This is a genomic window from Pseudomonas sp. GT1P32 (genome assembly GCF_054897805.1).
In genome coordinates this window covers 3728397-3754135 of record NZ_CM142704.1, presented here as the reverse complement: position 1 = coordinate 3754135, position 25739 = coordinate 3728397, and the positions used below count along the sequence as shown (strand labels likewise).

17 protein-coding genes are annotated in these 25739 nt (G+C 59.8%); 2 read left to right on the top strand and 15 right to left on the bottom strand.

Features of this window, described 5'->3' with window-relative positions; translation table 11 throughout:
- Positions 1-29: 29 nt before the first annotated feature.
- Entirely contained in the window at positions 30-5312 is a 5283-nt protein-coding gene (locus ACYZUC_RS17245; RefSeq protein ID WP_461989429.1) for a dermonecrotic toxin domain-containing protein, read from the top strand.
- A gap of 54 nt (positions 5313-5366) precedes the next feature.
- On the opposite strand, the gene ureC is transcribed toward ACYZUC_RS17245, so the two are convergent.
- The 11 genes from ureC to urtA all read right to left on the bottom strand — a co-directional run bounded on the left by ureC (position 5367) and on the right by urtA (position 15640).
- Positions 5367-7067 (bottom strand): urease subunit alpha, encoded by a 1701-nt coding sequence (gene ureC / locus ACYZUC_RS17240; protein ID WP_008038690.1) that lies wholly within the window; start codon positions 7065-7067, stop codon positions 5367-5369.
- 165 nt (positions 7068-7232) lie between these two features.
- On the bottom strand, positions 7233-7538 hold the full coding sequence (locus ACYZUC_RS17235; RefSeq protein ID WP_192226951.1) for an urease subunit beta: 306 nt from the start codon (positions 7536-7538) through the stop codon (positions 7233-7235).
- Positions 7538-8071: a GNAT family N-acetyltransferase gene (locus ACYZUC_RS17230; RefSeq protein ID WP_461989428.1), complete on the bottom strand. Its 534-nt coding sequence runs from the start codon at positions 8069-8071 to the stop codon at positions 7538-7540. The genes ACYZUC_RS17235 and ACYZUC_RS17230 overlap by 1 nt, the downstream gene beginning before the upstream one ends.
- 6 nt (positions 8072-8077) lie before the next feature.
- Complete coding sequence (locus ACYZUC_RS17225; RefSeq protein WP_461989427.1) at positions 8078-8611, bottom strand: GNAT family N-acetyltransferase; 534 nt, start codon at positions 8609-8611, stop codon at positions 8078-8080.
- Positions 8612-8620: 9 nt separating this feature from the next.
- Positions 8621-8923: an urease subunit gamma gene (gene ureA, locus ACYZUC_RS17220; protein ID WP_007907366.1), complete on the bottom strand. Its 303-nt coding sequence runs from the start codon at positions 8921-8923 to the stop codon at positions 8621-8623.
- A gap of 160 nt (positions 8924-9083) precedes the next feature.
- Positions 9084-9923: an urease accessory protein UreD gene (locus ACYZUC_RS17215; protein WP_461989426.1), complete on the bottom strand. Its 840-nt coding sequence runs from the start codon at positions 9921-9923 to the stop codon at positions 9084-9086.
- 30 nt (positions 9924-9953) lie between these two features.
- Entirely contained in the window at positions 9954-10652 is a 699-nt protein-coding gene (gene urtE / locus ACYZUC_RS17210) for an urea ABC transporter ATP-binding subunit UrtE (RefSeq protein WP_461989425.1), read from the bottom strand.
- A gap of 121 nt (positions 10653-10773) precedes the next feature.
- Complete coding sequence (gene urtD, locus ACYZUC_RS17205; RefSeq protein ID WP_008038696.1) at positions 10774-11643, bottom strand: urea ABC transporter ATP-binding protein UrtD; 870 nt, start codon at positions 11641-11643, stop codon at positions 10774-10776.
- Complete coding sequence (gene urtC, locus ACYZUC_RS17200; protein ID WP_461989424.1) at positions 11640-12719, bottom strand: urea ABC transporter permease subunit UrtC; 1080 nt, start codon at positions 12717-12719, stop codon at positions 11640-11642. The genes urtD and urtC overlap by 4 nt, the downstream gene beginning before the upstream one ends.
- Positions 12719-14221 (bottom strand): urea ABC transporter permease subunit UrtB, encoded by a 1503-nt coding sequence (urtB, locus tag ACYZUC_RS17195; RefSeq protein ID WP_461989423.1) that lies wholly within the window; start codon positions 14219-14221, stop codon positions 12719-12721. The genes urtC and urtB overlap by 1 nt, the downstream gene beginning before the upstream one ends.
- A 153-nt stretch (positions 14222-14374) precedes the next feature.
- Positions 14375-15640: an urea ABC transporter substrate-binding protein gene (gene urtA / locus ACYZUC_RS17190; protein WP_008031211.1), complete on the bottom strand. Its 1266-nt coding sequence runs from the start codon at positions 15638-15640 to the stop codon at positions 14375-14377.
- A gap of 228 nt (positions 15641-15868) precedes the next feature.
- On the opposite strand from urtA, the gene ACYZUC_RS17185 reads away from it, so the two are divergent.
- Positions 15869-20461 carry a hypothetical protein gene (locus ACYZUC_RS17185; RefSeq protein WP_461989422.1) on the top strand — a complete coding sequence of 1531 codons (4593 nt, stop codon included), beginning with the start codon at positions 15869-15871 and terminating at the stop codon, positions 20459-20461.
- A gap of 51 nt (positions 20462-20512) precedes the next feature.
- Here the strand turns inward: ACYZUC_RS17185 and ACYZUC_RS17180 are convergent, their stop codons facing one another.
- The 4 genes from ACYZUC_RS17180 to ACYZUC_RS17165 form a co-directional block, all read right to left on the bottom strand.
- The gene (locus ACYZUC_RS17180) at positions 20513-21523 is read right to left on the bottom strand and encodes a FecCD family ABC transporter permease (protein ID WP_461989421.1); all 1011 of its coding nucleotides are present in this window, start codon (positions 21521-21523) and stop codon (positions 20513-20515) included.
- Positions 21520-22467 carry an ABC transporter substrate-binding protein gene (locus ACYZUC_RS17175; RefSeq protein ID WP_461989420.1) on the bottom strand — a complete coding sequence of 316 codons (948 nt, stop codon included), beginning with the start codon at positions 22465-22467 and terminating at the stop codon, positions 21520-21522. Before ACYZUC_RS17175 ends, ACYZUC_RS17180 begins: the two co-directional genes overlap by 4 nt.
- Positions 22464-23252, bottom strand: a complete 789-nt coding sequence (locus ACYZUC_RS17170; protein WP_461989419.1) for an ABC transporter ATP-binding protein — start codon at positions 23250-23252, stop codon at positions 22464-22466. Before ACYZUC_RS17170 ends, ACYZUC_RS17175 begins: the two co-directional genes overlap by 4 nt.
- A 141-nt stretch (positions 23253-23393) precedes the next feature.
- Positions 23394-25514, bottom strand: coding sequence for a TonB-dependent receptor (locus tag ACYZUC_RS17165; protein WP_461989418.1), 2121 nt, complete (start codon positions 25512-25514; stop codon positions 23394-23396).
- Between the last annotated feature and the right edge of the window lie 225 nt (positions 25515-25739).

The following is a 25739-nucleotide window of genomic DNA, read 5'->3' as shown; positions in this document are numbered from 1 at the left end:
GTTCTTTTCATCGCATAAGGATTTGCGAAATGAACGAACTATCGGACGCTCCGGCGTTGCAAGTTATTACCGGGCATGGAAGAAACAAAGCCAATGTTCATCGCGAGTATCTGCTGGGCAAACTGCCTTCGCCGCTAAAAGACGCACCTGTTTCGCGACTGCTTACGATGGCCGATTCGACAGCGGAGTTTCCACAGTGGTACTTGAATACCCGCGCCATCGATCGTCAGTACCTCAAGCAACTGACGGATGAACGCTGGCGTGTTCAGGCCCCGTTGGACGACGCGCTGGAGGATGTACAGCGAGACATTCTTGCTTTTGCCGAACCTTTGCTCATTAGCGCATTAAAGAGCCAGCTGAATCTGGAACTGGACGTCAATGCGACGCTCATCCGCCTGTATATCCCGGCAAATCTGGGTTTTGGCATCGATACCAATGCCAGTCGGTTCAGGCAATCGACTTTGCTGGAAGCGGCGCTTTACAATTTCGAGGCGCCTGAAACGCAGGCGGGCGCGTTTCGCGACGGCTCCGGCATCTTCACCCGGGACGACGAAAACGAGTTACAGCGGCATGCACTGACGGTCGAACGATTCGCTGCCCTGTGCCGGACGCTTGATATCGGCGCGCAGTATCAGCGTCACATCAAGTCACTTTTAACTCCGCAACAAGCTGCGGCCAAAGCGTTGGTTGAACGGCAATGCATCGCCGGCGAAAAAGCCGCTTTCAACGAAGCCGCGTTAATTGCGTACTTGAAAAAAGACATCAGTTCTTATGGCTACGGGAAACTTCAGCAAGTTCGTGACAATGAAAAGGGCATTGCGTGGAATCATCGTCCTTTGCACTGCCATCGACTTTCGTTAATGGGCTTCAGGTTGTCCGGCATCCTGTTGTTCAGTGCCGTGGCAGACCCCACTGAAGTTAAAAGAATTTACGACAGTCTGGTTCCCCGGCACCAACGCACACTGATGGAATGGTCCAGACGTCTGACGCTGCTACCGGGCCAGGAGTTTGAACAGTTCAAATTACTCGAGGCGTTTTTCGCCAATGGCCCCAGCGGTCTCGTCGACGCCACTTTGCAAAGGGAAGATGGTTTTCAACAAAGCCGTCTCGACGGGACGTTGATCGCTTATGTCCCGGATGATCCTGACCATCCCTTCAAAGAGTATGCGTCCTTCACTGACTTCATGAAGGAACTGACGAGCCAGTTGCGCTCGCCAGACTATCAACAGTTTTTCAGCCGGTTCGTGGCACAAAAAGACCATGGCAAATTCTTTGCCCGGGTTCGCGAGCGTTTCACCACGTTCACTTGGGCACAGCGTGAGCCACTGGACATGGGGCCGTGGTGGCGAGAGACCGCGGTTGAAAATGCCAACGCAGAGCCCGTCACCAACATCATTTCTGGCGATCTCTGGTCGCAACTCGGTCGTTGGCGCAGGGACAAGGCGATTGCGGATGCGCGGCACATCGCGGTGCCGACCGACGATGAAGACGCGATCACTCGCTGGAATCGGTTGACCAGCTATCTGAGCATCGGCTGGAACGTATTCAACTTCGGCGCCATGTTGGTTCCTGGGTTGGGCGAAGCGATGCTGGCGGTCATGGTCGGGCAGATGCTGTTCGAAACCATGGAAGGTATTGAGGAGTGGAGCAAGGGCGACAGGGACGAAGCGGCTGCCCATCTCACCGGGGTCATGATCAATTTCGCGCAACTGGCCATTATGGCGGCGGGGAATGTTTTACCCGCCGGTGCGGCGGCGTCGGTCAAACCGTCGGCGTTTATCGATCAGTTGAAAAAGGTTGAGTTGCCTGACGGCAAGACACGCCTGTGGAAGCCGGACCTGTCGCCCTACGCCCATGACCTGACGTTGCCGAAAACGGCGACGCCTGGCGAGCAGGGGCTGTTCAGGCACAGCGAAAAAACCATCCTGAAGCATGAAAACAAGTACTTCGAAGTCAGAAACGACCCACTCACGGGCCAGCCACGCCTGCAACATCCGGATCGGCCGCAGGCGTATCAGCCCACACTCGAACACGACGGTGCCGGTGTGTGGAAGACCGAGCTCGACCGACCCTTCGAATGGGGCAAAATCACGCTCATGCGGCGCCTGGGGCTGGCGGTTGAGGATTTGCCCGAGGCCACGCTGGAGCAGATTCGTATCGCCAGCGGTGTCGAGGAAGACCTGTTGCGCCGGCTGCATGTCGTCAACGAATCACCGCCCGCGCTGCTGACCGACACGATCGAACGCTTCAAGACCTGGGCTGATGTGCAAAAGCTGCCCGGGCAGATAGTGCTCGATGAGGTTCCCGAAGCGTTCATCGAGCAGGTGCCCCGTTTGCTGGTCGAACTGCCGGGCTGGCCTGAGCAAAAAAGCATCGAGCTTTTTGACGGCGCCGGACAGTCGGGGCGCTCGATCAAGTACGGCAATCTCGACGCGTCGCCGGCCAATACGCTGAAGATAAGCCGTGCCGAGGTCGGTGCCGGGAAACTTCCGGAGCTGGCCGTGAAGTTTGTCAATGAGGCCGACATCCATGCGTTGTTCGGACAGAGTATTTCCACTGACGAGCGTATCCGCATCGACGCCTTGAAAAACAAGCTCGCGGGGCGGGCAGGCAGTCATCCGGGACCTTTGTTTGACGCGCTCAATCGTCGAATGCAGCAGACAGACAACCGGCAAGTTCGGGTGCTCCAGGACGCCTTCAGCAACCTCCCCACGGTGATCGCCCGTGAGTTGCTGGCCGACATCGAACCGCAAGACTTGCTCAACATCACCGAGTCTTCGCGCATCCCCTTGCAGCTCAGAGAACGCACTCGGTTGGCCTTGCGCACGTTACGCGCCGCACGTGCTTACGAAGGGCTTTTCCTCGATGCCGCGTACGGTGTCGATAGCGAGCGATTGGCGCTGCACTCGTTGCAAGCGTTGCCCGACTGGCCCGCAAACGTGCGCATCGAAATCCGTGAGTCTTCATTCGATGGTCCGTTGCGTGACAGTGTCGGCCCGGCAGATGCCGCCGTTCGCCGAATCCTTGTCAGCGAGGACGGTCAGTACCAGGCCCGCGATGCCGATGATCTGCATCTGCATGGGGCCGATGACCTCTATGCGTCTGTGTTGCATACCCTGCCTGATGCCGAACGAAACGCGCTGGGGTACCAGATCAATCAAGGCTCGACGCTCAAGCACGCCATTCAAAAAGCGCCATTGCCACGGGACAGGTTCAACGCGCTTCTGGCGGATAACCCTGTTCGAAAACCTGCGTACGATCCAGCCACGATGCGTCTGCGTGGGGGCATGCGTGGGGTTTCTCAGGGGTTGGGTCGGGTCTCTGGACGGTTGACGCCTCAAGAGCGGGTCCGAGTCGTTCGCCCCGGATGGACGGAGGCCGAAGCGCAGTCCTATCTGCAAGCGGGGGGGAGCGACGTCAGTCTTGAGCAGAGGGCAAGCGACCTCGAAGCGGAATTCAATCGGTTGAACACCAATTTCCAACGCTGGCTGAAATCACCGACCGAGGCATTCCGCTTCACGTCCGCCGGTATCGCCGAATGGCAGTCCAGAAACGCGGTGTACAAAGCGGTCAGGGAATGTTGGCAGCACACCGGATTGCGCGATGTGGATTCGTACGGCGAGCTGCGAGGCGTCGTGCTCGATCTCGAGAACATGCCGTTGGGGCGTCATCTGCGCACCATGCCCGCACTGGGGGGAAACTTCGATCACGTCACCCGCCTCAATCTGAACGGAACCGAATTGACCGACACGCAGGTTTCATTGCTCGATCATTTCCCCCGATTGCGCTCGCTCAACGTCAACGGTAATGCGCTCACCCGACTTCCTCGTGCCATCGGCCGCATGCGTGCGCTGACGGAACTGAATCTGCGAGCAAACCGCATTGTCCTGGATGCGCGAGGCGTCGCAGACCTGCGCAACTTGACGCGGCTTCAGATCCTCGATTTGCTCGGCAATCCTCTGGGGCAAGGCCCGGATATTGGCAGCATGCGCATGTTGCATACGCTGATCCTGGCCGACACCGGCATTCGGACGTGGCCGGACGGGTTGTTCGCGCAGCCACGGTTCCGGCATTTTTACCTGGACATGCAGCGCAACGAAATCACCTACGTGCCCATGGTCACGCGAGGCTCGGTCCAGGCGGAATTGCTGGCGCGTACGTTGTTGAGCCGGGAGCCTGAGTTTTTGCCGGCCTTCAATCTGCAAACGCTCAGGGAGTACATCGCGTCTGTCGGCATGGACCCCGATCGACCGTATCCGCCTCGCGGCGTGCGCGACAGCCTCGACTGGGAAGCCGGCATGACCCGGCCGGAATGGGTGGCCAGGCAGGAGGTGTGGAACAGCGTCGAGGATGAGATTGGTTCGGTCGGCTTCTTCAACGAGATTCGCAAACTCACCGAATCGGGGCATTTCAATCGCGACCCCGGGTTTCGGGTCGACATGACCGCCAAGGTCTGGCGAATGCTCGATGCGATGTCGAAAAATACCGAGCTTCGGCAAAAACTCTTCACCCTGACCACCGTGCCCACGGCGTGCGTCGATGCCGGTGCGCAGCTGTTCAATGCCATGGGGATGGAGGTGTTGATTCATGAAGCCTACGAACTGGCAAATCCCGCGCTGGTCGAGGGTGAACTGGTGTCGCTGGCGCAGGGCAAGTCACGTCTGGATGAACTGAGCCGGATCGCGCGCAAAACGATTTCCGAGCGCGAGGCGATGGGTGAGGAATTCAGGCGCGTCAATGCGACGGGCGAGGTCACCGGCACGATTGATGAGGTTGAAGTTCACCTGGCATTCATGACGGATCTTGCCGACCGGCTGGACCTGCCCTGGCAGTCGCGAAAAATGCAGTTCAGAAAAATCGCCGGCGTCACGAGTGCGATGATCGAAGATGCATTCCATCGTGTACTGAACCTTGAGGCGGGTGAATTGCTCGACGATTTGCTCATCGAGCAGTCGTTCTGGTCATCCTACGTCGAGGGTTCCAACCGGGGGGTTATCAAGGGTTTCAGACGCCGGATTGAAGCCACGATTGAGTTCTACTCAGCGCTTGAAAAACGAGCAACCGACACAACGCTTTCCCTTGAGCAAAAGGCTCGGTTGAAGGAAGAACTCAGGGTGCTCGGCGCTGAGTTGAACAAACCGGAAAGTGAGTTTGCGCCGGGACGGGTCATGACTGAAGCGGAATATGCCGCCGAACTGGAAGTCATCGACGAAGACAAGAAAGCCTTTATCAAAACGTTCACACGCCAGGCAATCGAACGGGCAAAACTGCAACGGGTAGAAATCCCCTTCACCGTACAACCGAACACCTGATCGCTGCTGTTATACGCCGGAGCCTGGCCAGCCAGGCTCCGGTGATTTGACCGATTAAAACAGGAAGTAACGCTGGGCCATCGGCAGCACATCCGCTGGCTCGCACCAAAGCAGCACGCCGTCGGCCTTGACCTGATACGTCTGAGGGTCGACATCGATACTCGGCAGGTAGTCGTTGTGGATCAAGTCGGTTTTCTGCACATCGCGGCAACCTTTGACCACAGCGATTTTCTTCTTCAAGCCCAGCGCTTCGGGAAGTCCAGCCTCCTGCGCCGCCTGGCTGATGAACGTCAGGCTGGTGGCGTGCAACGAGCCGCCGTAACTGGCGAACATCGGGCGGTAGTGCACGGGTTGCGGCGTCGGAATCGAGGCGTTGGCGTCGCCCATCAGGCTGGCCGCAATGGCACCGCCCTTGAGGATCAATGTCGGTTTGACCCCAAAAAACGCCGGTCGCCACAGCACCAGATCGGCCCACTTGCCGACTTCGACCGAACCCACTTCATGGCTGATGCCGTGGGTGATCGCCGGGTTGATGGTGTACTTGGCGATGTAGCGTTTGGCGCGGAAGTTGTCGTTGCCCTCGCCATCCCCCGGCAGTGGGCCGCGCTGCTTTTTCATCTTGTCGGCGGTTTGCCAGGTGCGCGTGATCACTTCACCGACGCGGCCCATGGCCTGGCTGTCGGAGCTGATCATCGAGAACGCGCCGAGGTCGTGGAGGATGTCTTCGGCGGCAATCGTTTCGCGGCGAATGCGGCTTTCGGCGAAGGCCACGTCTTCGGCAATGCTCGGGTCCAGGTGATGGCAGACCATCAGCATGTCGAGGTGTTCGTCGATGGTGTTGCGGGTGAACGGCCGGGTCGGGTTGGTCGAGCTTGGCAGCACGTTGGTAAAACCGCAGGCCTTGATGATGTCCGGGGCATGGCCGCCGCCCGCGCCTTCGGTGTGATAGGTGTGGATGGTGCGGCCCTTGAAGGCGGCGAGGGTGGTCTCGACGAAACCGGATTCGTTGAGGGTGTCAGTGTGGATCGCCACCTGCACGTCGTACTGATCGGCCACCGTCAGGCAGTTGTCGATACTCGCCGGGGTGGTGCCCCAGTCTTCGTGCAACTTGAGGCCGATGGCGCCGGCCTTGACCTGCTCGATCAACGGCTCCGGCAGGCTGGCGTTGCCCTTGCCCGTCAGGCCGATGTTCATCGGGAACGCATCCGCCGCTTGAAGCATCCGCGCCAGGTGCCATGGGCCGGAGGTGCAAGTGGTGGCGTTGGTGCCGGTGGCCGGGCCGGTGCCGCCGCCGATCATGGTGGTGACGCCGCTCATCAGCGCCTCTTCGATCTGCTGCGGGCAGATGAAGTGGATGTGGGTGTCGATGCCGCCGGCGGTGAGGATCATGCCTTCGCCGGCAATCACTTCGGTACTGGCGCCGATGGCGATGGTGACGTTCGGCTGCACATCGGGGTTGCCGGCCTTGCCGATGCCTGCGACGCGCCCGTCCTTGAGGCCAACGTCGGCTTTGACGATGCCCCAGTGGTCGATGATCAGCGCGTTGGTGATCACCGTGTCGACGACTTCAGCGGCCAACAGCTGGCTTTGGCCCTGGCCGTCGCGGATGACTTTGCCGCCGCCGAATTTCACTTCTTCGCCGTAGGTGGTGAAGTCTTTTTCCACTTCGATCCACAGCTCGGTGTCGGCCAGGCGGACCTTGTCGCCGACGGTGGGACCGAACATGTCGGCGTAGGCTTGACGGGAAATCTTCATTCGTTCGCCTTGAGATTCAATTGGATTCGAAATCGCTCGCGGTGCTCGCTTTCGCCGGCAAGCCGGCTCCTACAGGTTTGCATTCCACGCCGAGAGACGGGTGGAATGCGATCTACTGTAGGAGCCGGCTTGCCGGCGATGGGGCCGGAGCGGACAACGCATTATTTACAGGTCACCCATGACCCTGCCCGCAAACCCGAACACCCGGCGATGCCCGGCCAGGTCCACCAGCTCGACCTCGCGGCTCTGCCCCGGCTCGAAGCGCACGGCGGTGCCGGCGGGGATGTTCAGGCGCATGCCGCGACTGGCGGCGCGGTCGAAGGTCAGGGCGTCGTTGGTTTCGAAAAAATGGTAGTGCGAGCCGACCTGGATCGGCCGGTCGCCACTGTTGGCCACTTTCAGGCTGACGGTGCGGCGGCCGACGTTGAGTTCGATGTCGCCGGGCTGGATCTGGTATTCACCGGGAATCATCAATGGGCTCCTTGGAGAATCTTGTAGTAGAGGGCGGTCGGTTTGTACCGGCCGCTCGGGTCGCAGGCGTAGTCGGGAATTTCTCCCGCACGGGTGTAGCCCAGGGCCTTGTAGAAATCCTCGGCCGGGGAACCGGCTTCAGTGTCGAGGTAAAGCATGCCGCGCTTGTGCTGGAGCGCGGCCTGTTCCAGGGCGCTCATCAATTGTTGGCCCAACCCACGGCGGCGCGCGTGTTCACGCACCAGCAGCTTCTGCACTTCGGCGCGGTTCAAACCGTTGGCTTTCTGGCACAAGGTCAGTTGCACGCTGGCCTGCACTTGCTCGTCCTTGACCACCACCCACAGCAGCACGTTGCCCTTGTTCAGGTCCTCTTGAACGCCATCGAACCAGGCGCGCGCCTGAGTGGCATCCAGATCGGCCATGAACCCGACACTGGCGCCATAGCCGACAGCGTCGAGCAGCAGATCAATCAAACCCTGGCGATAGTGCGCAAAGCTTTCAACATTGACGCGGCGCAGTTGGGCGGCGTTCATCGGGTATTACTCCTTGCTGGCGGGCGGTGGTTCAGCGCCAGGATTGAGGGTCAGTTGCATGAAGGTCAGGTCCAGCCAGCGGCCGAACTTGGTGCCCACCTGCGGCATCTGCCCGGTGGTCACGAAGCCGACGCGTTCATGCAGGCGGATGGAAGCGGCATTGCCGCTTTCGATGGCGGCGACCATCACATGCTTGTCGCAGCCTTTGGCTCGCTCGATCAACACGTCCATCAATTGCGGACCCAGTCCATTGCCGCGTTGATCGCTGCGTACGTAGACCGAGTGCTCGACGGTGTGGCGGAAACCATCGAACGGTCGCCAGTCACCAAATGAAGCGTAGCCGAGTACGCTGTGGTCGCCGTCGACGATCACCAGGATCGGATAGCCCTGAGCTTGCCGGGCGCTGAACCAGGCCTGGCGGTTGCCGAGGTCAACGGCCTGTTCGTTCCAGATCGCCGTGGTGTTGAGCACAGCGTCGTTGTAGATGTCGCGGATTGCCGGCAGATCGGCGTGCACCGCATCGCGAATGTGGTAAGTCATGGCGCGGCCTCAGGCGATGGGTTGGTGGACGGTGACCAGTTTGGTGCCGTCGGGGAAGGTGGCTTCGACCTGGATCTCCGGGATCATTTCCGGGATGCCTTCCATCACTTGTTCGCGGCTGAGCAGGGTGGTGCCGAAGTGCATCAGCTCGGCCACGGTCTGGCCGTCACGCGCGCCTTCGAGCAGCGCTGCGGAGATGTAGGCCATGGCTTCCGGGTAGTTGAGTTTCACGCCGCGCGCCAAACGCCGCTCGGCCACGAGGCCGGCGGTGAAGATCAGCAGCTTGTCTTTTTCGCGTGGGGTCAGGTCCATCGTTTGGAATCCATAATCGGCAGATTAAAAAGGTATTCAGATCTGTAAATACATAACCCTGTAGGAGCCGGCTTGCCGGCGATGGCGTCCTTTCAGTCGATAAATATGTCGACTGATCCACCGCTATCGCCGGCAAGCCGGCTCCTACAAGGATCGGTGTTCAGGTGCTCCATATTCTGGGTTGGACCGCTTCGCGGCCTAACAACGCAGGCCTGAGCAATCGCCACAAATCAATCAACCAGCCTCGCGCCAACAGCGCCTCGCTGGCCAGGCAGCGAGCCACCAAAAGACCCGGCAACTGGGTCAAATCCCCGCGCACGTCATTGGGCAGCGAGCGACAGGTTTCCAGCAGTTCACTGTCAATCTCCCCCGTCACCAACAACGTCGCAAACACCGGTTGCCCATCCAGGCCAATCGGCGAATCAAGCAAACCGTCATCCCCGACAATGCGCTGGCGTTCGTGCCAGAGCAACTGGCCGTCGCGGCGGATATCCAGCTGCGCCTGAAAATGCCCGAGGTCAAAGCGCTCGCCACTGGCCGGACGACCTAGCGCCACCACATCCCAGTAAAACAACCGCGCATCGCCTTCCAGATCAATGGAGGTGCGCAGTTCGGCTTGAGCGGCGCTGAAGATAATCGTCTCTTGTGGCAACCATTCGAGGGTCGCACCGGCGGCCACTTTCAGATCAAGTGTCTGATAAGCCGGTCCTGCCGCGCGATACCACTTGGCCGCGCCGGGGCTGGTGATTTGTGCCCACGCATCGCGCCCGACGGACGCCGAAATGTCCAGTCGATCCCCACCGGCAATCCCGCCCGGCGGGTGAACAATGATGTGCTGGCACACCTCGGGGCCTTCGGCATACAAGTGCTTTTGCACCCGTAGCGGCCCCATATGCCGACGCTGAACCGGGCGCGTGGTGTCGCCGAATCGGGCATAGCCCAGTTCCAGCTCGGCGTGCCAGCTAGGCGTGAACAGCGTTGTGTGGGCAGGTAAATTCATGATGTCTAATTATCGTTAGGACGCTACAGATTAGATCGTAACCAAGCCACGCACACCCTCGGCTTCCATATTTTCGCCGCGACCCTGCTGCACGATCTCGCCACGGGACATCACCAGGTATTGATCGGCCAGTTCAGCGGCAAAATCGTAGAACTGCTCAACCAGCAGAATCGCCATGTCGCCGCGTGCCGCAAGCTTCTTGATTACGGCGCCGATCTCCTTGATCACCGACGGCTGGATGCCCTCGGTCGGCTCGTCGAGGATCAGCAACCGAGGGCGGCTGGCCAGCGCCCGGCCGATTGCCAGTTGCTGCTGTTGGCCACCGGACAGGTCACCGCCGCGTCGTTGCTTCATTTGCAGCAACACCGGGAACAGCTCGTAGATGAACGCCGGGACTTCTTTCGCTTCGCTGCCTGGAAACCGCGACAGACCCATCAGCAGATTTTCCTCCACCGTCAGCCGACCGAAAATCTCGCGGCCCTGAGGCACGTAAGCGATCCCGGCATGCACCCGCTGGTGCGGTTTGAACGTGGTGATCGGTTTGCCTTCCCAGTTCACCGCGCCTTCTTTGGCCGGCAGCAAACCCATCAGGCATTTGAGCAAGGTGGTTTTACCGACGCCGTTGCGCCCGAGCAGGCAGGTGACTTCACCGACCTTCACGTCAAACGTCAGGCCGCGCAGGATGTGGCTACCGCCGTAGTACTGGTGCAGCTTCTGGACTTGCAGCATTTCTGAAATCTCCTCAATCCCTGTAGGAGCGAGGCTTGCCCGCGAAGGGGACCTCAAGGCCGCCAAAAGCTTCGCGGGCAAGCCTCGCTCCTACAAAAAGCAAATAAGCGAAAAGCCACAATCAGCGACCGAGGTACACCTCGATCACCCGCTCGTTATCCTGCACCTGCTCCAGCGACCCTTCGGCCAGCACGCTGCCCTGGTGCAGCACGGTGACGTGGTCGGCAATCGAGCCGACAAACCCCATGTCGTGTTCCACCACCATCAGCGAATGCTTGCCCGCCAGGCTCTTGAACAGCTCGGCAGTGAATTCGGTTTCGGCATCGGTCATGCCCGCCACGGGTTCGTCGAGCAGCAGCAATTGCGGGTCTTGCATCAACAACATGCCGATCTCCAGGAACTGCTTCTGCCCGTGGGACAACAAGCCTGCCGGGCGATTGACCGAGGTGGTCAGGCGAATGGTTTCCAGCACTTCGCTGATACGATCTTTCTGTTCGCCACTCAGGCGAGCCCGCAGGCTGGCCCACACCGATTTGTCGGTTTTCTGCGCCAGTTCAAGGTTTTCAAACACGCTCAACGCTTCAAACACCGTCGGCTTCTGGAACTTGCGACCGATGCCGGCCTGAGCAATTTGCACCTCGCTCATCTGCGTCAGATCGAGGGTTTCACCGAACCAGGCTTTGCCATGGCTGGGGCGCGTCTTGCCGGTGATCACGTCCATCAGCGTGGTCTTGCCCGCGCCGTTTGGACCGATGATGCAGCGCAATTCGCCGACGCCGATGTACAGGTTCAAATCGTTCAGCGCCTTGAAACCATCGAAGCTGACGCTAATGTCTTCCAGGGTCAGGATGGTGCCGTGGCGGGTATTCAGGCCGGGGCCGACGCGTTGCCCGAGGCCGATGGCGTCGCGGCTGGTGCCGGCGTCCTTGTTCGGCTGCGGTGGATAAAAGGCCGGTTCGAGCATGAATTCAGCCGTCGCAGTCACTCTCATTGGTCACCCCTTTTCTTCAGCAGGCCGATCACGCCTTTGGGCAGGTACAAGGTCACGACGATGAACAGCGCGCCGAGGAAGAACAGCCAGTATTCGGGGAACGCCACGGTGAACCAGCTCTTCATGCCGTTGACCACACCGGCGCCCAGCAACGGGCCGATCAGCGTGCCGCGGCCGCCGAGCGCGACCCAGACGGCAGCTTCGATGGAATTGGTCGGCGACATTTCGCTCGGGTTGATGATGCCGACTTGCGGCACGTACAGCGCGCCCGCGAGACCGCACAGCACTGCGCTCAAGACCCAGACAAACAGCTTGAAACCCCGTGGATCGTAGCCGCAGAACATAAGGCGGTTTTCGGCATCACGCAGTGCTGTCAGCACTCGACCGAATTTGCTTTGCGCCAGGCGCCAGCCGATAAACAGGCTCGCCACCAGCAACAGCACCGTGGCGAAAAACAACACCGCGCGCGTCCCCGGTTCGGTGATGCCAAAGCCAAGAATGGTGCGGAAATTGGTGAAGCCGTTATTGCCGCCAAACCCGGTTTCGTTGCGGAAAAACAGGAGCATCCCGGCGAAGGTCAGGGCCTGGGTCATGATCGAGAAATACACGCCTTTGATCCGCGAACGGAAGGCAAAGAAGCCGAACACTAACGCCAGCAAACCCGGCGCCAACACCACCAGGCACATCGACCAGAGGAAGCTGCTGGTGCCGGTCCAGTACCACGGCAATTCGGTCCACGACAGGAAGGTCATGAACGCCGGCAAGGCATCACCCGACGCCTGGCGCATCAGGTACATGCCCATCGCATAACCGCCAAGGGCGAAGAACAGACCGTGACCGAGGGACAACAGGCCGGCGTAACCCCAGACCAGATCGAGGGCGAGGGCGACGATGGCGTAGCAAAGAATCTTGCCCACCAACGTCAGCGTGTAGGCCGAGACGTGAAACGTGCTGTCTGGCGACAACAGCGACAGCAGCGGTAACGTCAACAGCAAAACAAGGATCACCGCACCGACGGCAATCGTGACTTTGGGGCCGGCCTTTTGGCTGGCCGTGAGCATCAGGGGCTGGTTCATCAGTCGATCACCCGTCCTTTCAGTGCGAAGAGGCCTTGCGGACGTTTCTGGATGAACAGAATGATCAGCGCGAGGATCAGGATCTTGCCGAGTACGGCGCCGATCTGCGGTTCGAGAATCTTGTTGGCGATGCCCAGCCCGAACGCGGCGAGCACGCTGCCGGCCAGTTGACCGACGCCGCCGAGCACCACCACCAGGAACGAGTCGATGATGTAGCTCTGGCCGAGGTCCGGGCCGACGTTGCCGATCTGACTCAGCGCCACGCCGCCGAGGCCGGCGATGCCCGAGCCGAGGCCGAAGGCGAGCATGTCCACACGCCCGGTGGGCACGCCGCAGCAGGCGGCCATGTTGCGGTTCTGGGTGACGGCGCGCACGTTCAGTCCCAGGCGTGTCTTGTTCAGCAGCAGCCAGGTCAGCACCACCACGAACAGAGCGAAGGCGATGATCACGATGCGGTTGTACGGCAGCACCAGGTTCGGCAACACCTGGATCCCGCCCGACAACCACGCAGGGTTGGCGACTTCGACGTTCTGCGCGCCGAACACCAATCGGACAAGCTGGATCAGCATCAGGCTGATGCCCCACGTGGCGAGCAGGGTCTCCAGTGGGCGGCCGTAGAGGTGACGAATTACCGTGCGTTCCAGCGCCATGCCAATCGCGGCCGTGACGAAAAACGCCACCGGCAACGCGATCAATGGATAGAACTCGATGGCTTGCGGGGCAAAGCGCTGGAACAGCAACTGCACAACGTAAGTCGAGTAGGCGCCGAGCATCAGCATCTCGCCATGGGCCATGTTGATCACGCCAAGCAGGCCGAAAGTGATCGCCAGCCCGAGTGCCGCAAGCAGCAGGATCGAACCGAGGGACATGCCGCTGAAGGCCTGGCCGAGCATCTCGCCGATCAGCAGTTTGCGTTTGACTTGGGCCAAGCTGGTTTCGGCAGCCGTGCGCACATTGGCGTCGGCTTCAACACCCGGTTCCAGTAAACTCTCCAGACGAGTGCGAGCCAGTGGATCGCCGGTTTCACCGAGCAGGCGCACAGCGGCAAGGCGCACGGCCGGATCGGTGTCCACCAGTTGCAGGTTGGCCAATGCAAGGCTGAGCGCGGCGTGAACGTTTTCGTCGTGTTCGCCAGCCAGTTGCTGGTCGAGGAATTTCAGCTGCGCCGGTTTTGCGCTTTTCTGCAATTGCTGCGCGGCGGCCAGACGGGTTTTGGCGTCGGCGGCGAGCAATTGATGGCTGGCCAGTGCGGTGTCGATCAGACCCCGCAGGCGATTGTTCAGGCGCAAGGTTTTCGGTTGGCCGTCGACCGTCAACTCGCCTTGTTGCAGGGCGTTGATCAGCTCGACACGAACCGGATCGGGCTGCGCGGCCCAGGATTCCAGCAGTTTTGCTTGCTGCACAGGGTTGGCGGCGACGAAGTCTTCGGCGTCGCTGGCATGCGCGGCCATCGGCAATAAAAATGCGAGGGCGAGAATGAAGCGGTAAAGGGCAGTGGGCATATCAAATGTCCTGGTGATACGCGGACCCTGTAGGAGCCGGCTTGCCGGCGATGGCGTCGGCACATTCAACACATCGGCGCCTGACAGGCCGCCATCGCCAGCAAGCTGGCTCCTACAGGTGTTGTGTCGGGGGCGAACCCGACATCCAGTGGCTTAGTTGCTCTTCACCGCATACTCCGGCTTCTTGTCGTTGCCAGGAATGAACGGGCTCCACGGCTGGGCACGGATCGGGCCTTCGGTCTGCCACACCACGTTGAACTGACCGTCTGCCTGGATCTCGCCGATCATCACCGGCTTGTGCAGGTGGTGGTTGGTCTTGTCCATGGTCAGGGTGTAGCCGGACGGCGCGGCAAAGGTCTGGCCAGCGAGGGCTTCGCGGACTTTGTCGACGTCGGTGGACTTGGCTTTTTCCGCTGCTTGCGCCCACATGTGGATGCCGACGTAGGTGGCTTCCATCGGGTCGTTGGTCACCGCTTTGTCGGCGCCCGGCAGGTTGTGTTTCTTCGCATAGGCTTTCCAGTCGGCGACGAATTTCTTGTTCGCCGGGTTCTCCACCGACTCAAAGTAGTTCCACGCAGCGAGGTTGCCCACCAGCGGTTTGGTGTCGATGCCGCGCAGTTCTTCTTCGCCGACCGAGAACGCCACGACCGGGACGTCGGTGGCTTTCAGGCCCTGGTTGGCCAGTTCTTTATAGAACGGCACGTTGGAGTCGCCATTGACCGTGGAGATGACCGCAGTCTTGCCACCGGCCGAGAATTTCTTGATGTTGGCGACGATGGTTTGATAGTCGCTGTGACCGAACGGGGTGTAGACCTCTTCGATGTCCTTGTCGGCCACGCCTTTGGAATGCAGGAACGAACGCAGGATCTTGTTGGTGGTGCGCGGGTAGACGTAGTCGGTGCCGAGCAGGAAGTAACGCTTGGCGGCGCCGCCTTCTTCGCTCATCAGGTACTCGACTGCGGGGATCGCCTGTTGGTTCGGCGCGGCGCCGGTGTAGAACACGTTCGGCGACATTTCTTCGCCTTCGTATTGCACCGGGTAGAACAGCAGACCGTTGAGCTCTTCGAATACCGGCAGCACCGATTTACGCGACACCGAGGTCCAGCAACCGAACACCACGGCGACCTTGTCCTGGGTCAGCAGCTGACGGCCCTTTTCCGCGAACAGCGGCCAGTTCGACGCCGGGTCGACCACCACCGGTTCCAGCATCTTGCCGTTCACGCCGCCCTTGGCGTTGATCTCGTCGATGGTCATCAACGCCATGTCTTTGAGGGACGTTTCGGAGATCGCCATGGTGCCGGACAACGAATGCAGAATACCGACCTTGATGGTCTCGGCGGCCTGGACAGTCCAGGTCATGCCCATCGCGGCAATGCTTGCCGTGAGTGTAAAAGCCTTGATCAAGCTGCGACGCTTCATTGTGCGATCTCCATGAACTTATGAGTTTTCTTGGTTGGCAGATGCGGACTACTGAAGGGTCTTTAGCAAGGGGTGTGCCTGTTCGGTAAAGGCCGGTAAATCTCGTGATAGAGCCTTTGGTGGGGCGGAGCGCGCACCAGACTGGGGCCTGTTTGCAAGGCGGGTGCGTCTGCGTGCGCAGCATTGGTGCCGAGGGTGTTCAGTGCCAAAACCTGACAGGCGATAACTATGTACCACCTGCTGTGCTGCGAAATCTTGATCATCGTGGTTTCGCAATCAAGTGAGCAGCGCATGGATAGCACCTTTGGCAATACACCTTCAATTCCCAGAGAACCGGTGAAATTTCCCGCACTGGGACCGAAATTCATAAGCGCCGATGATGCAGCCTATTGGGCACACCGGCAGATCGGCGCGCGCCGTGACAGGGCTTACGGCGGCGTGATCGTGCAGGGTGAAGACGGAAAATTTCAGCCCACAGTGCCGGTGGCTGGAACGACGGGGCTTTACGATTTCAGTACCATTCTATCTACAGGGATTAACGAAGAGCTGTTTGCTCCCGTGGGGTACCGCGGAGTGGCGTATTACTTGTCTCGTTGGGCCAATCACGCTCAAGTCCGGCGAATTCATCCGAACTTTACGGACGGGCAGGTCAAGTTAGTACTCAGTTTCTTTCCGAATGATCATATCCTGAAGCATATGCAAGACCCGAGCGCGTATGGCCAGTGTCACTACCTCTCGGGGCCCGACGGTTCGCTGATCAAGTACGAGTCCACCAAGGGGGCGGCGGAGAAAAAGTTCTTTGAGCTTGAGCTCACGATTTTCGGGCAGTTCTCCTATACCGAAGAATTGATTCAGAAAATTGCCGGGACAGGCACCCTTAGTGTACTGGTGCCTAACGATCAGTGGGGCGGTGTACGAGGAAACGTGTCAGCGAACTGGACTCTCGGCACAGCCTTGGGACACAACCGGCCCGTCTCACAGCCTTTTTTTTGTGCCGTGTCCGATCGAGTGGACAAGGCCATCGAAGCCGCGGCAACGAGCGTATCCACAACCTCCGGCAGTGTGTATCTGGGTTTTGTCGTCACGTCTGCCGGAAGTTCGGAATGCATGGCTACCTATCCGGTTCTCTCCAGCCAACTGAATGTGGCCACAGAATTGTTCAATACCTTTCCGAGGAGACATGATCACAAGCTGGAGAGGTTGCTCGATTTCGACCTGCATGGCGTCTATTTCCTGTCGCACAGTGATGGCGCGCAGAGTGCCAGCGATCCTTGGCTTTATGAGCACTTTATTTCACCGGATGAGTTGGCAGCGGGAATCAAATTTTCGCTATGGGATGTCTATCGGCAGGAATACCCTGACTACCTGGCCGTGTACACCAGAACCCGGGATGGTGCCGTGTTGCAGTACCGCCCCTCGGCGCACATCCGTGAAGCTCCGTTGGAGGACAGCGCGGATCTCAACGCTCGACTGAAGGCTGGCACGCTCAAGCCAGCAGACTACGTCAAGCAGGTGGCCGCAGGCGGCAAGCTGACAGTGCTGAAGGACAGTCAGTTGTGGGATGTTGTCGGGGACGTTGGCGCCGACTGGCAACCCTATGCCAGGTCGAGGCGTTTGAGTCCCGCCTTTCTCATGGCGGACGATGCCGCACGTTTTGCGCACGAGTACATCGGCAGCCGGCGTGAACAAGGTTTCGCCGGGATGATCTTGCAGGATAAAAACAAACGCTTCGTTGCCACAGAACCGGTTTTTTCCACAGAACCACGGTTTGTGCTGGACAGGCTTTGCCCCCTCGATGCCACCGGCGCACCGATCATGTTGCTCGAGGGATACTCGTTTCATGGGCTGTACGCTTCGCGCTGGCAAGCCGACTCAAGCGCCATTGTGCGTGCCGACGAACAAGAGCAATTGACGCAGGCGCAAATGTTCACCACCGAAGACATTCGCTCGGTGCTCGACGAGAGCGCGCATGTTGTCGATTTTTACCTCTCGGGTTCGCCTGACAGCCTGCTGGTTTACAGTCCCGATCTATCGAAAGTGGCCGCCCGTAACAAAATACAAGAGCGAGTTGCCCTACTCGCCGATGGCTCCACCCTGATCGACCGGGCGCTGAAGGCCGACACACTGGCCCCCGATGCCGTTGTCGACGAACTGGCCGGAACCGGCCGATTGCGTGTGGTAGCCGGCAATGATGTGTGGGGACCGCGAGGAACGGTGCTGGGTAATGAGTCAACTCCCGCAGGCGTTTCCCCTCCGTTGCTCGGGGCGATTTTTACCAGCGCCGAAGACGCCGTACTGAACGCCCGTCATCGCGCCAGGCTCGACTACCGCACGGCTGCGGCAGGTTGGGGATTCATTCTCAAGCACAAGGATCGCGATGAGTACGTGGCGACCGAAACGGTGCCTGTCGGGCGCCTGGGGGTATTGAACCAGTCGAGTGACTTTGGTGCTCCCGTTTTGGTCGACGAGTTCCGGACCCTCGGTCTTTACTACTCGGCAAGCTGGGTGCCTAAAGGGTTATCGACAGCGGATGCCTGGTTTGCCCGGCATTTTTCTTCCATCAGCAATCTGGCGGCAGCGATCTACGACGATAAGGGTACGCAACGACTGACGCATTTTCAGGACCTGAATATTTTTATCGCGACACTGGATGGGGCGCTGTTGCGGTATCAGTACTCGGCCTCTTCAACACAATTCGACACCCAAGGTGTGCAGCAACTGATGTCGGTCCTGGGCAAGGAAACGCCACCCTATGCCAACGTCATTCAAATGGTCGCCAAGGCCGGAGAGCTGAAAGTGCTGCGTACCAGTGAGCTGTGGGACGAGGCGGGCATTGTCGGTGCGGATTGGAAACCCTACGCGCAGATCCAGCGACGAGCGCTCAGCCCGGTCTTTGTGTCGCAGGATGACGCAGTGCGCTATGCGATGACGCAGTTGGACTCGCGGCGTGAGCGGATCTATGGTGGCCTGGTGCTGCGTCGGCTCGATGGCTTGTTTGTTGCGACGTTACCGGTGGCTGTCGAGGTCGAAAACTTTCCCGCCAGCTGGATCCGTCTGGACGAATTGACCGGACAGGGGTTAATTCTGGCTGGAAGCACGGTTGTCGCCCGCTACCATTCTCGAGTGCGGGTCGAACCGGTTTTCGCGCTGTCGAACCGCGAACGGGACGTGTACCTCAGTATGTTTTCCACCGACTTCATGTCGGCAATCCTGAGGGGCTCCGCGCTTTCGCCGTCTCTATCGCCCGGCAGGGAATATTTGCTGGGGCTGGATGGCAGCCTGATCAGCTACACCCTCAGCGCCAGTGCTGCCGAAAAGCTACTCGCGCGATCATTGGCACCCCCCAGTCAATTGCAGCGCAGACATACCCCGATAGAACTGCAAATGCGCAATGGCACGCTAACCCCGAGTGAGTACGTCAATCAGGTTGCAAGAGCCGGCAAGTTGCAAGTGATCAAGGGTAGCCGGCTGTGGGGCAAGGTCAGGCAGTTGTCAGCATGGAGCGCTTATTTCGAGGGCGGCCCATCGCAAGTGCATCGGTCGGCCTTTGCTGATCCGGCGCTCAGTCCGGTCTTCACGCAATTGAACGATGCCGTACGACATGTCCACCGTGCGGTGGGCGCTCGAACCGGATTGAGGTTCGGGTTCGTGCTCAAGTCGCTGAACGCCGAGCTGTATGTGACGACGTTGCCGATCGACGGGCGGCGAGGAAATCTCGCCATCGAGAAGGTATTCCCCGATGGGCTGTTACCCTTGGGGTACCGCGTTGAGGGAGTCTATCTGTGTCCGTCGACCGGGACAGGGCAACTGCCGCACGACTTGAATCAGAGTTTCATCTCGCCTCGGGATCTGATGTACGGGTTGGACGCTGTCCGTGTGCGCACGGGGGCAGTGACTACTTTTCTCAACGTCTTTGTGTCTTGTGCTGATGGTGCCTTGTTGCGATACAAACCCAAGGCCGGCGCACGAGAGTGGACCCAGTTACAGGCCGCGGTCGCCTACGGAAAGGTGCTGCAATCAGGTCACGAAACGCTGTTCGAGTATTTGCGCAAAGTGATTGCGAATGGTGAGTTGCAGGCCGTGGTGCGCAGCACTTTCTGGTCGCCGTTCAGGGTGGATGCCAAGGGTGTCAAAACCGGCATCGGACTGGTGAGATGGGCGCCGGATAACCGCTTTGCCCTCGGGCCGGTATTTGCGCATGCCGATGATGCTGCGCGCTCCGCCCAAAGACTGATTGGCGAGTACGTCGGCCAGCAATATCTTGGAGGCGTCCTGATTCACCAGGCATCTTCTTCGTTCGTTGCTGTCGAGCCGCTTGAGGACGACCTCGACAGTGGCGCTGCCACCGCACTGTTTTACTCAGGGCCGGGAGGACCGATTGCCCCGGTCGCGGTACCAGGCGTGCAGCCGTTGCCATTGCCGGTTTTTCCGCAGGATTTCAAATGGGTGGCTGTTCATCAGTTCTACAAACGCTTCAACCTGTTCGTGAAGGACCCCAGTGCGTCTGATCAACTGCTGCTGGACAACCTGGCCCTGGCCGATTTGTGGTTCAGCAGGGATGTCGTGAAAAAGAGCGGTGCCTCCGGCGGTAGCTGCTATTTCACCGGGCGAGGCGGGGCTCTGTTCAAATTCACCCCCAGCTTCTCGTCGCAGGAAACCGACTTTTTCAGCGAGGAGGCAAAGGACGGGGTCGCTGCTTACCTCGCCAGACTTGCCAGCGTCGGCCGGCTTGAAGTAGTGGACACTGATAATTACTGGCGCCGGCGCGGGCTCGTTAGCGCAGACTGGAAACCTGCGTTGCCTGGTCATGACGAACTGTAGAGGATCGTTTTTTTACTGATGGAAGCTTGAGAAACTGACGTCCTCAAGTGATCAGCGACGTCGCATGAGGCCGATGAAAAACAACCCGCCAATCGCCGCCGTGGCCACGCCTATGGGCAAGTCTTCGGGGGCGATCAGCGTGCGGGCGGCGACATCGACCCAAACGAGAAAAATGCTCCCCAACAATACGCACACCGGCAGCAATCGCCGGTGTTCGGCCCCGACCAGTCGCCGCGCAATGTGCGGCACCATCAGCCCGACAAACCCGATGGAGCCGCTGATCGACACCAGTACGCCCGTCATCAGCGACGCAATCAAAAACACCCGCAACCGCACGGTGCGGGCATTGAGGCCGAGGGTTACCGCCGTCTGTTCGCCGGCCATCAACGCATTCAACGGTCGGGACATGCCAAGCAACAAAACCAGCCCGAGCAAAACACTGGCGGCAGGCACCGCGAGCAATTCCCAGCGTGCCAATCCAAGCCCGCCGAGCATCCAGAACATCACCGCCGAACTGGCGCGGTGATCGCCGAGAAACAGCAGCAGATTGGCGATTGCCATCATCACGAACGACACCGCCACACCGCACAGCAGCAGCCGATCACTGTCCAGGCGACCGTTGCGGTTGGCGATCATCAGCACGATCAGCATGCTCAGCAGTGCGCCAATAAATGCGGCAATCGGCAACGTCAGCAGGCCGACGATTTCACCGACATGCAGCACCACGATCACCGCTCCGAGGGTGGCGCCGGAGGTCACGCCGAGCAGGTGCGGATCGGCCAGCGGATTGCGCGTCACCGCTTGCAGCACCGCACCGATCAGCGCCAGGCCGGCACCGACCAAGGCGCCAAGCAACATGCGCGGTACGCGGATCAGCCACACGATGTGCTCCTGCCCGGCCGCCCAGCTCACCTCGCCAAAGCCGAATACCTTGTGCAGCAAAATTCGCCACACCACGTCCACCGGCACCCGCGCCGGGCCGAAGCCCAGCGACACCACGCACGACACCAGCAACAACGCGCCGAGGGCAATCAGCAACAGGGCGTAGCGACGATTGATCATTCGCCGTGGAAACCTTTGGCCAGGGTTTCAACCGCCAGCACGTTGTCGATCCCCGGCGTGGCCTGCACATACGGAATGACGATGAAGCGCTGGTTCTTGACCGCGTCAACCGATTGCAGCGCCTTGTTATCGAGCAGGAATTGCGCCTTCTGTTCGGCAGTCACTTCACCGTAATCGACGATCACGATCACCTGCGGATTGCGCTCGACCACGTTCTCCCAATTCACGCGGGTCCAGCTCGCTTCGACGTCATCCAGAATGTTGCGCCCGCCCGCTGCGTCGATCAGCGCTTGCGGCATGCCCAGGCGACCCGAGGTCATGGCGCGATCTTCGCCACTGTCGTAGAGGAATACCCGGGGTTTGTTTGCCGGCAGATCCTTGCGCACCTCGGCGACTTGCGCCTGCATGTCGGCGATCAGTGCATTGGCACGATCCTGCACGTCGAAGATTTTGCCGAGGTTGCGCAGGTCGTTGTAGGTGTCTTCCAGGCTGGCCGGTGGACGCTTCATGACAAAGGCGCAGGACTCGGTCAGCTCATAGACGTTGATGCCCAGCGGCTGCAAGGTTTGCGGCGTGAGATCACCGCCGACGCGCATGCCGTAGTCCCATCCGGCAAAGAAGAAATCGACGTTGGCGTTGAGCAGGGTTTCCACTGAAGGGTACTTGGCCGCCAGCTCCGGCAGGCCATCGAGGATGGTCCGCATCTGGGGCGTGACCGACTTCCAGCCACTGACACCGCTGTAACCGGCCATGCTCGGTTTGAGGCCGAGGGCGAGCATCATCTGCGTCATGTTGATGTCGTGGCTGACCGCGTATTTCGGCGCTTGCGCGAAGGTCACGTCGCGGTTGCAGCTCTGGATCGTCAGCGGATATTTCGTTGCTTCGGCAAACGCTTGGGCACTGCCCAGCAGCAGGGCGACGCACAGCAGGGAACGCAAAGTCATGGTTGGGTTATCCAGGTGATTCGTGGGTAGCCGTGCAAAGGGTGTTCATCGATCAGCGCCTCGACGCCGAACACATCACGCAGCAGCGGGGCGGTCAGGACTTCTTTTGGTGTGCCGCTGGCGACGATGCGGCCGTGATTGAGCACGTACAGCCGGTCACAGAAAGCAGCGGCGAGATTGAGGTCGTGGATGCTCGCCAGGGTGCCGATCCGCAGGCGTTTGACCAGTTGCAGTAACTCAAGCTGATAGCGCGGGTCGAGGTGGTTTGTGGGCTCGTCGAGGATCAACACTTGCGGTTGCTGGGCCAGGGCGCGGGCGAGGATCACGCGTTGTTTTTCGCCGCCGGAGAGCGTGGCGAAAGCGTGGTCTTCGAAACCGTTGAGGCCGACGGATTCCAGTGCTTGCATCGCGAGATTCCGGTCTTCGAGGGTGTCGCCGTCGAACAGGCCCTTGTGCGGTGTACGACCCATGGCGACTACTTCATCGACGGTCAGGCCGAAGGCGTCGGGGAATTCCTGCAGCACCACGGCGATGCGTTGCGCGCACCAGCGCGAGGATTGATTCCAGACGTTGTGGTGGTCGAGCCGGACCTCACCGTTTTCCGGTTTGCTGAAGCGGTAGGCGCACCGCAGCAGGCTGGTCTTACCGCTGCCGTTGGGGCCGATCAACCCGACAAACTCACCGGCGGCCACGTGCAACGAGGCATCACGCAGTTGGAACTGGTGATGACAGTGGCCGTGGCCCAGGGGTGTCCAGGCGAGGTTGGTGAGGTTCAGCGAGGTCATGCAATTACTCGGAGATTTGCGGTGATGCGGATGACGCCTTCGCGGGCAAGCCTCGCTCCTACAGGGTTTATGTCGATCAAAAAAATTGCATACGACATTAGTCCTGTAGGAGCGAGGCTTGCCCGCGAAGAGGCCAGATGCTTAGAAGGTGTAATCAGCGGTGACAAAGAACGAACGCGGCTCACCCAGAATCCACTGCTGCCCCTCATTGTATTGGCTTTGCGCATACTGGCGGTCAAACAGATTGTTCACCTGCAACCCCAGCGTCGTATTGCGCAGCGCTTTCCATGACAGCGTGGCATCGACGACGGTGTAGCTCGGCAGCTCGTTCTGGTTGGCCATGTCGGCATAACGCGCGTCGACATAACGCACGCCAGCTCCGGCCTTCAGGTCTTCGGTGAGTGCTTTGCTCAACCACAGATTCGCCGTACGCCGAGGCACATCCACCGGACGATTGCCGTTGCGCGACACCGGCACGCCGGCGACCACTTCTTCGAAATCGTCGTACTTCGCTTTGACGATGGCCGCGTTGGCCTGCAGTTGCCAGGCGTGTGGCAGTTGCAGATCGAGGCTGGCTTCCAGGCCATTGGACGATTGTTGGCCGACCTGTTGTTTGAGCGTCGGGTTGCCCGGATCGTCGGTCAGCAGTTTCTTTTTGACGATGCGATAAGCCGCCAGTGTCCACTCGCCGCGTTGATCCCAGAACATTTGCTTCACGCCGATCTCGGTCTGTTTTGCCGTGGCCAGGTCATATTGCTGCTGGCTCGGGCTCAGGGAAATCAAGCCGCCGACGCCGTCGGTGCTGGTGGCGTACTGACCGTAGAACGAGGTGTCCGGGGTCACGGCGAACACCAGCCCGGCCTTCCAGTTGTTGCCGGTCAGGGTCTTGTCGCTTTGGCTGCCATCGACCAGGTTGTCGCGATCGACGTGCACGTAGTCGCGACGCACACCGGTCATCAGCGACCAGCGCTCGCTCAACTGCGTGCGGTTTTCGGCGAAGGCCGACATCTGTTTGGTAGTGCTCTGGAACTGGTCGCGATACGGGTTGGTACTTTCAAAACTGCCACGTTGTGGATGATACAAATCGATCGGCTGGCCATCGGGCAACACGTCATTGAACGGCGAGTTGCTGTCGAGCTGGAAACGGATGCGGTTGTAATCGACACCGGTCACGGTCTGGCTGTCGAGGCCGAACAGTGAGTGCTTGAAGGTGAAGGTCTGACGGTCGCCGACCTGTTCCTGCCGGTGGCCGATACCGTAATAGCCGCTGCGGCTGAGCTGCTGGGTGCCACGGTTGAAGTTGTAGTTTTCGGCGTTCTGCCAGCGGCGCTGTGCCTTGAGGTAATACAGCTCGTTGCTCGAACTGACGTTCTCGGAAATTTGCCAGTCGCTGGTCAGGCGCGTCCATTGATCGTTGTAGTGCTGCTTGTCGTTGCTGACGTTGTAGTTCTTGTCGCGCAGACCTTCGTGGAAGCGGCCGTTGATCAATGGCGTGCCGAAGTAGTTCATCGGGTTCTGGTCGCCGTAGTCGTGGGCGAGGGTGAATGCCAGATCGTCCGTGGCCTGCCAGCGCAGGGCCGCGCTGACGAAGTCGCTGGAGGAATCGCCGCGATCGACCCAACCGTTGCTGCGCAGGCGATTGAGGTTCAAGCGATAACTCAGGGTATCGCTCAGCGAACCGCCGCTGTCGAACGCTTGTTGCTGACTGTCGTAAGAGCCGTAACCGAGACGCACGTGGTTTTCGATCTCGCCTTCGAAGGGCTTTTTCGGGATCACATTGACCACCGCACCCGTCGCGCCTTCGCCGTACAACACCGAAGCCGGGCCGCGCAGCACATCGACACGCTCCACCGACCAGGTGTCGACCGGGAAGGTCACGGTGCCCATGCCGGTGTACATCCGGTTGCCGTCATACAACTGCATCACCGAGTTCTGCCCGGTAAAGCCTCGTGCGGACAACGAGGTCCCGCCGTCGCCCGGCGTGCCGGTGCGGCTGATCCCGGTGCTGCGCGAGGCCGCGTCCTGCACGCTGCGGTCACCGCGTGCGCGGATCTGTTCGCCAGTCAGGCTTTCCACACTGGCGGGTGTTTCCAGGGCCGTGAGGTTCAGACGCGAACCGGCGGTGGTCGGCGTGTCGAGGTTGACGGTTTCGTCGCCAACGGCCGGTGCGGTGATGGTGCCGGTGGGCAGCGTCAAGGATTGCGCGTGGGCGCTGTTGTTCATGGCGATCAGGCAGAGGCCGGACAAGAGGTACTTGTTCATCGGGTTGGTGACACTTCTTCCAAAAGAAAACCCGCAGCAATGGCTGCGGGTTGGGCGGTGCATTTGCGTTATACAGTAACACTAAAAATGACCGAGCGATAAGCGCCCGAAGTCTACAGATCCCTCTAAAACGCGCATCTCGCCTGTTTCATGATGAAAGTGAGGCTGATTCAGTTTGGTTGGTTCGGTGTCGTTTTAATCGCTAGACGGTATAGCGGACTATCA

Bases quoted from the DNA above. Each gene is read 5' to 3' on its own strand.
- ACYZUC_RS17245 (WP_461989429.1), top strand. From the start codon at position 30: ATGAACGAACTATCGGACGCTCCGGCGTTGCAAGTTATTACCGGGCAT.
- ureC (WP_008038690.1), bottom strand. From the start codon at position 7,067: ATGAAGATTTCCCGTCAAGCCTACGCCGACATGTTCGGTCCCACCGTC.
- ACYZUC_RS17235 (WP_192226951.1), bottom strand. From the start codon at position 7,538: ATGATTCCCGGTGAATACCAGATCCAGCCCGGCGACATCGAACTCAAC.
- ACYZUC_RS17230 (WP_461989428.1), bottom strand. From the start codon at position 8,071: ATGAACGCCGCCCAACTGCGCCGCGTCAATGTTGAAAGCTTTGCGCAC.
- ACYZUC_RS17225 (WP_461989427.1), bottom strand. From the start codon at position 8,611: ATGACTTACCACATTCGCGATGCGGTGCACGCCGATCTGCCGGCAATC.
- ureA (WP_007907366.1), bottom strand. From the start codon at position 8,923: ATGGACCTGACCCCACGCGAAAAAGACAAGCTGCTGATCTTCACCGCC.
- ACYZUC_RS17215 (WP_461989426.1), bottom strand. From the start codon at position 9,923: ATGAATTTACCTGCCCACACAACGCTGTTCACGCCTAGCTGGCACGCC.
- urtE (WP_461989425.1), bottom strand. From the start codon at position 10,652: ATGCTGCAAGTCCAGAAGCTGCACCAGTACTACGGCGGTAGCCACATC.
- urtD (WP_008038696.1), bottom strand. From the start codon at position 11,643: ATGAGAGTGACTGCGACGGCTGAATTCATGCTCGAACCGGCCTTTTAT.
- urtC (WP_461989424.1), bottom strand. From the start codon at position 12,719: ATGAACCAGCCCCTGATGCTCACGGCCAGCCAAAAGGCCGGCCCCAAA.
- urtB (WP_461989423.1), bottom strand. From the start codon at position 14,221: ATGCCCACTGCCCTTTACCGCTTCATTCTCGCCCTCGCATTTTTATTG.
- urtA (WP_008031211.1), bottom strand. From the start codon at position 15,640: ATGAAGCGTCGCAGCTTGATCAAGGCTTTTACACTCACGGCAAGCATT.
- ACYZUC_RS17185 (WP_461989422.1), top strand. From the start codon at position 15,869: ATGTACCACCTGCTGTGCTGCGAAATCTTGATCATCGTGGTTTCGCAA.
- ACYZUC_RS17180 (WP_461989421.1), bottom strand. From the start codon at position 21,523: ATGATCAATCGTCGCTACGCCCTGTTGCTGATTGCCCTCGGCGCGTTG.
- ACYZUC_RS17175 (WP_461989420.1), bottom strand. From the start codon at position 22,467: ATGACTTTGCGTTCCCTGCTGTGCGTCGCCCTGCTGCTGGGCAGTGCC.
- ACYZUC_RS17170 (WP_461989419.1), bottom strand. From the start codon at position 23,252: ATGACCTCGCTGAACCTCACCAACCTCGCCTGGACACCCCTGGGCCAC.
- ACYZUC_RS17165 (WP_461989418.1), bottom strand. From the start codon at position 25,514: ATGAACAAGTACCTCTTGTCCGGCCTCTGCCTGATCGCCATGAACAAC.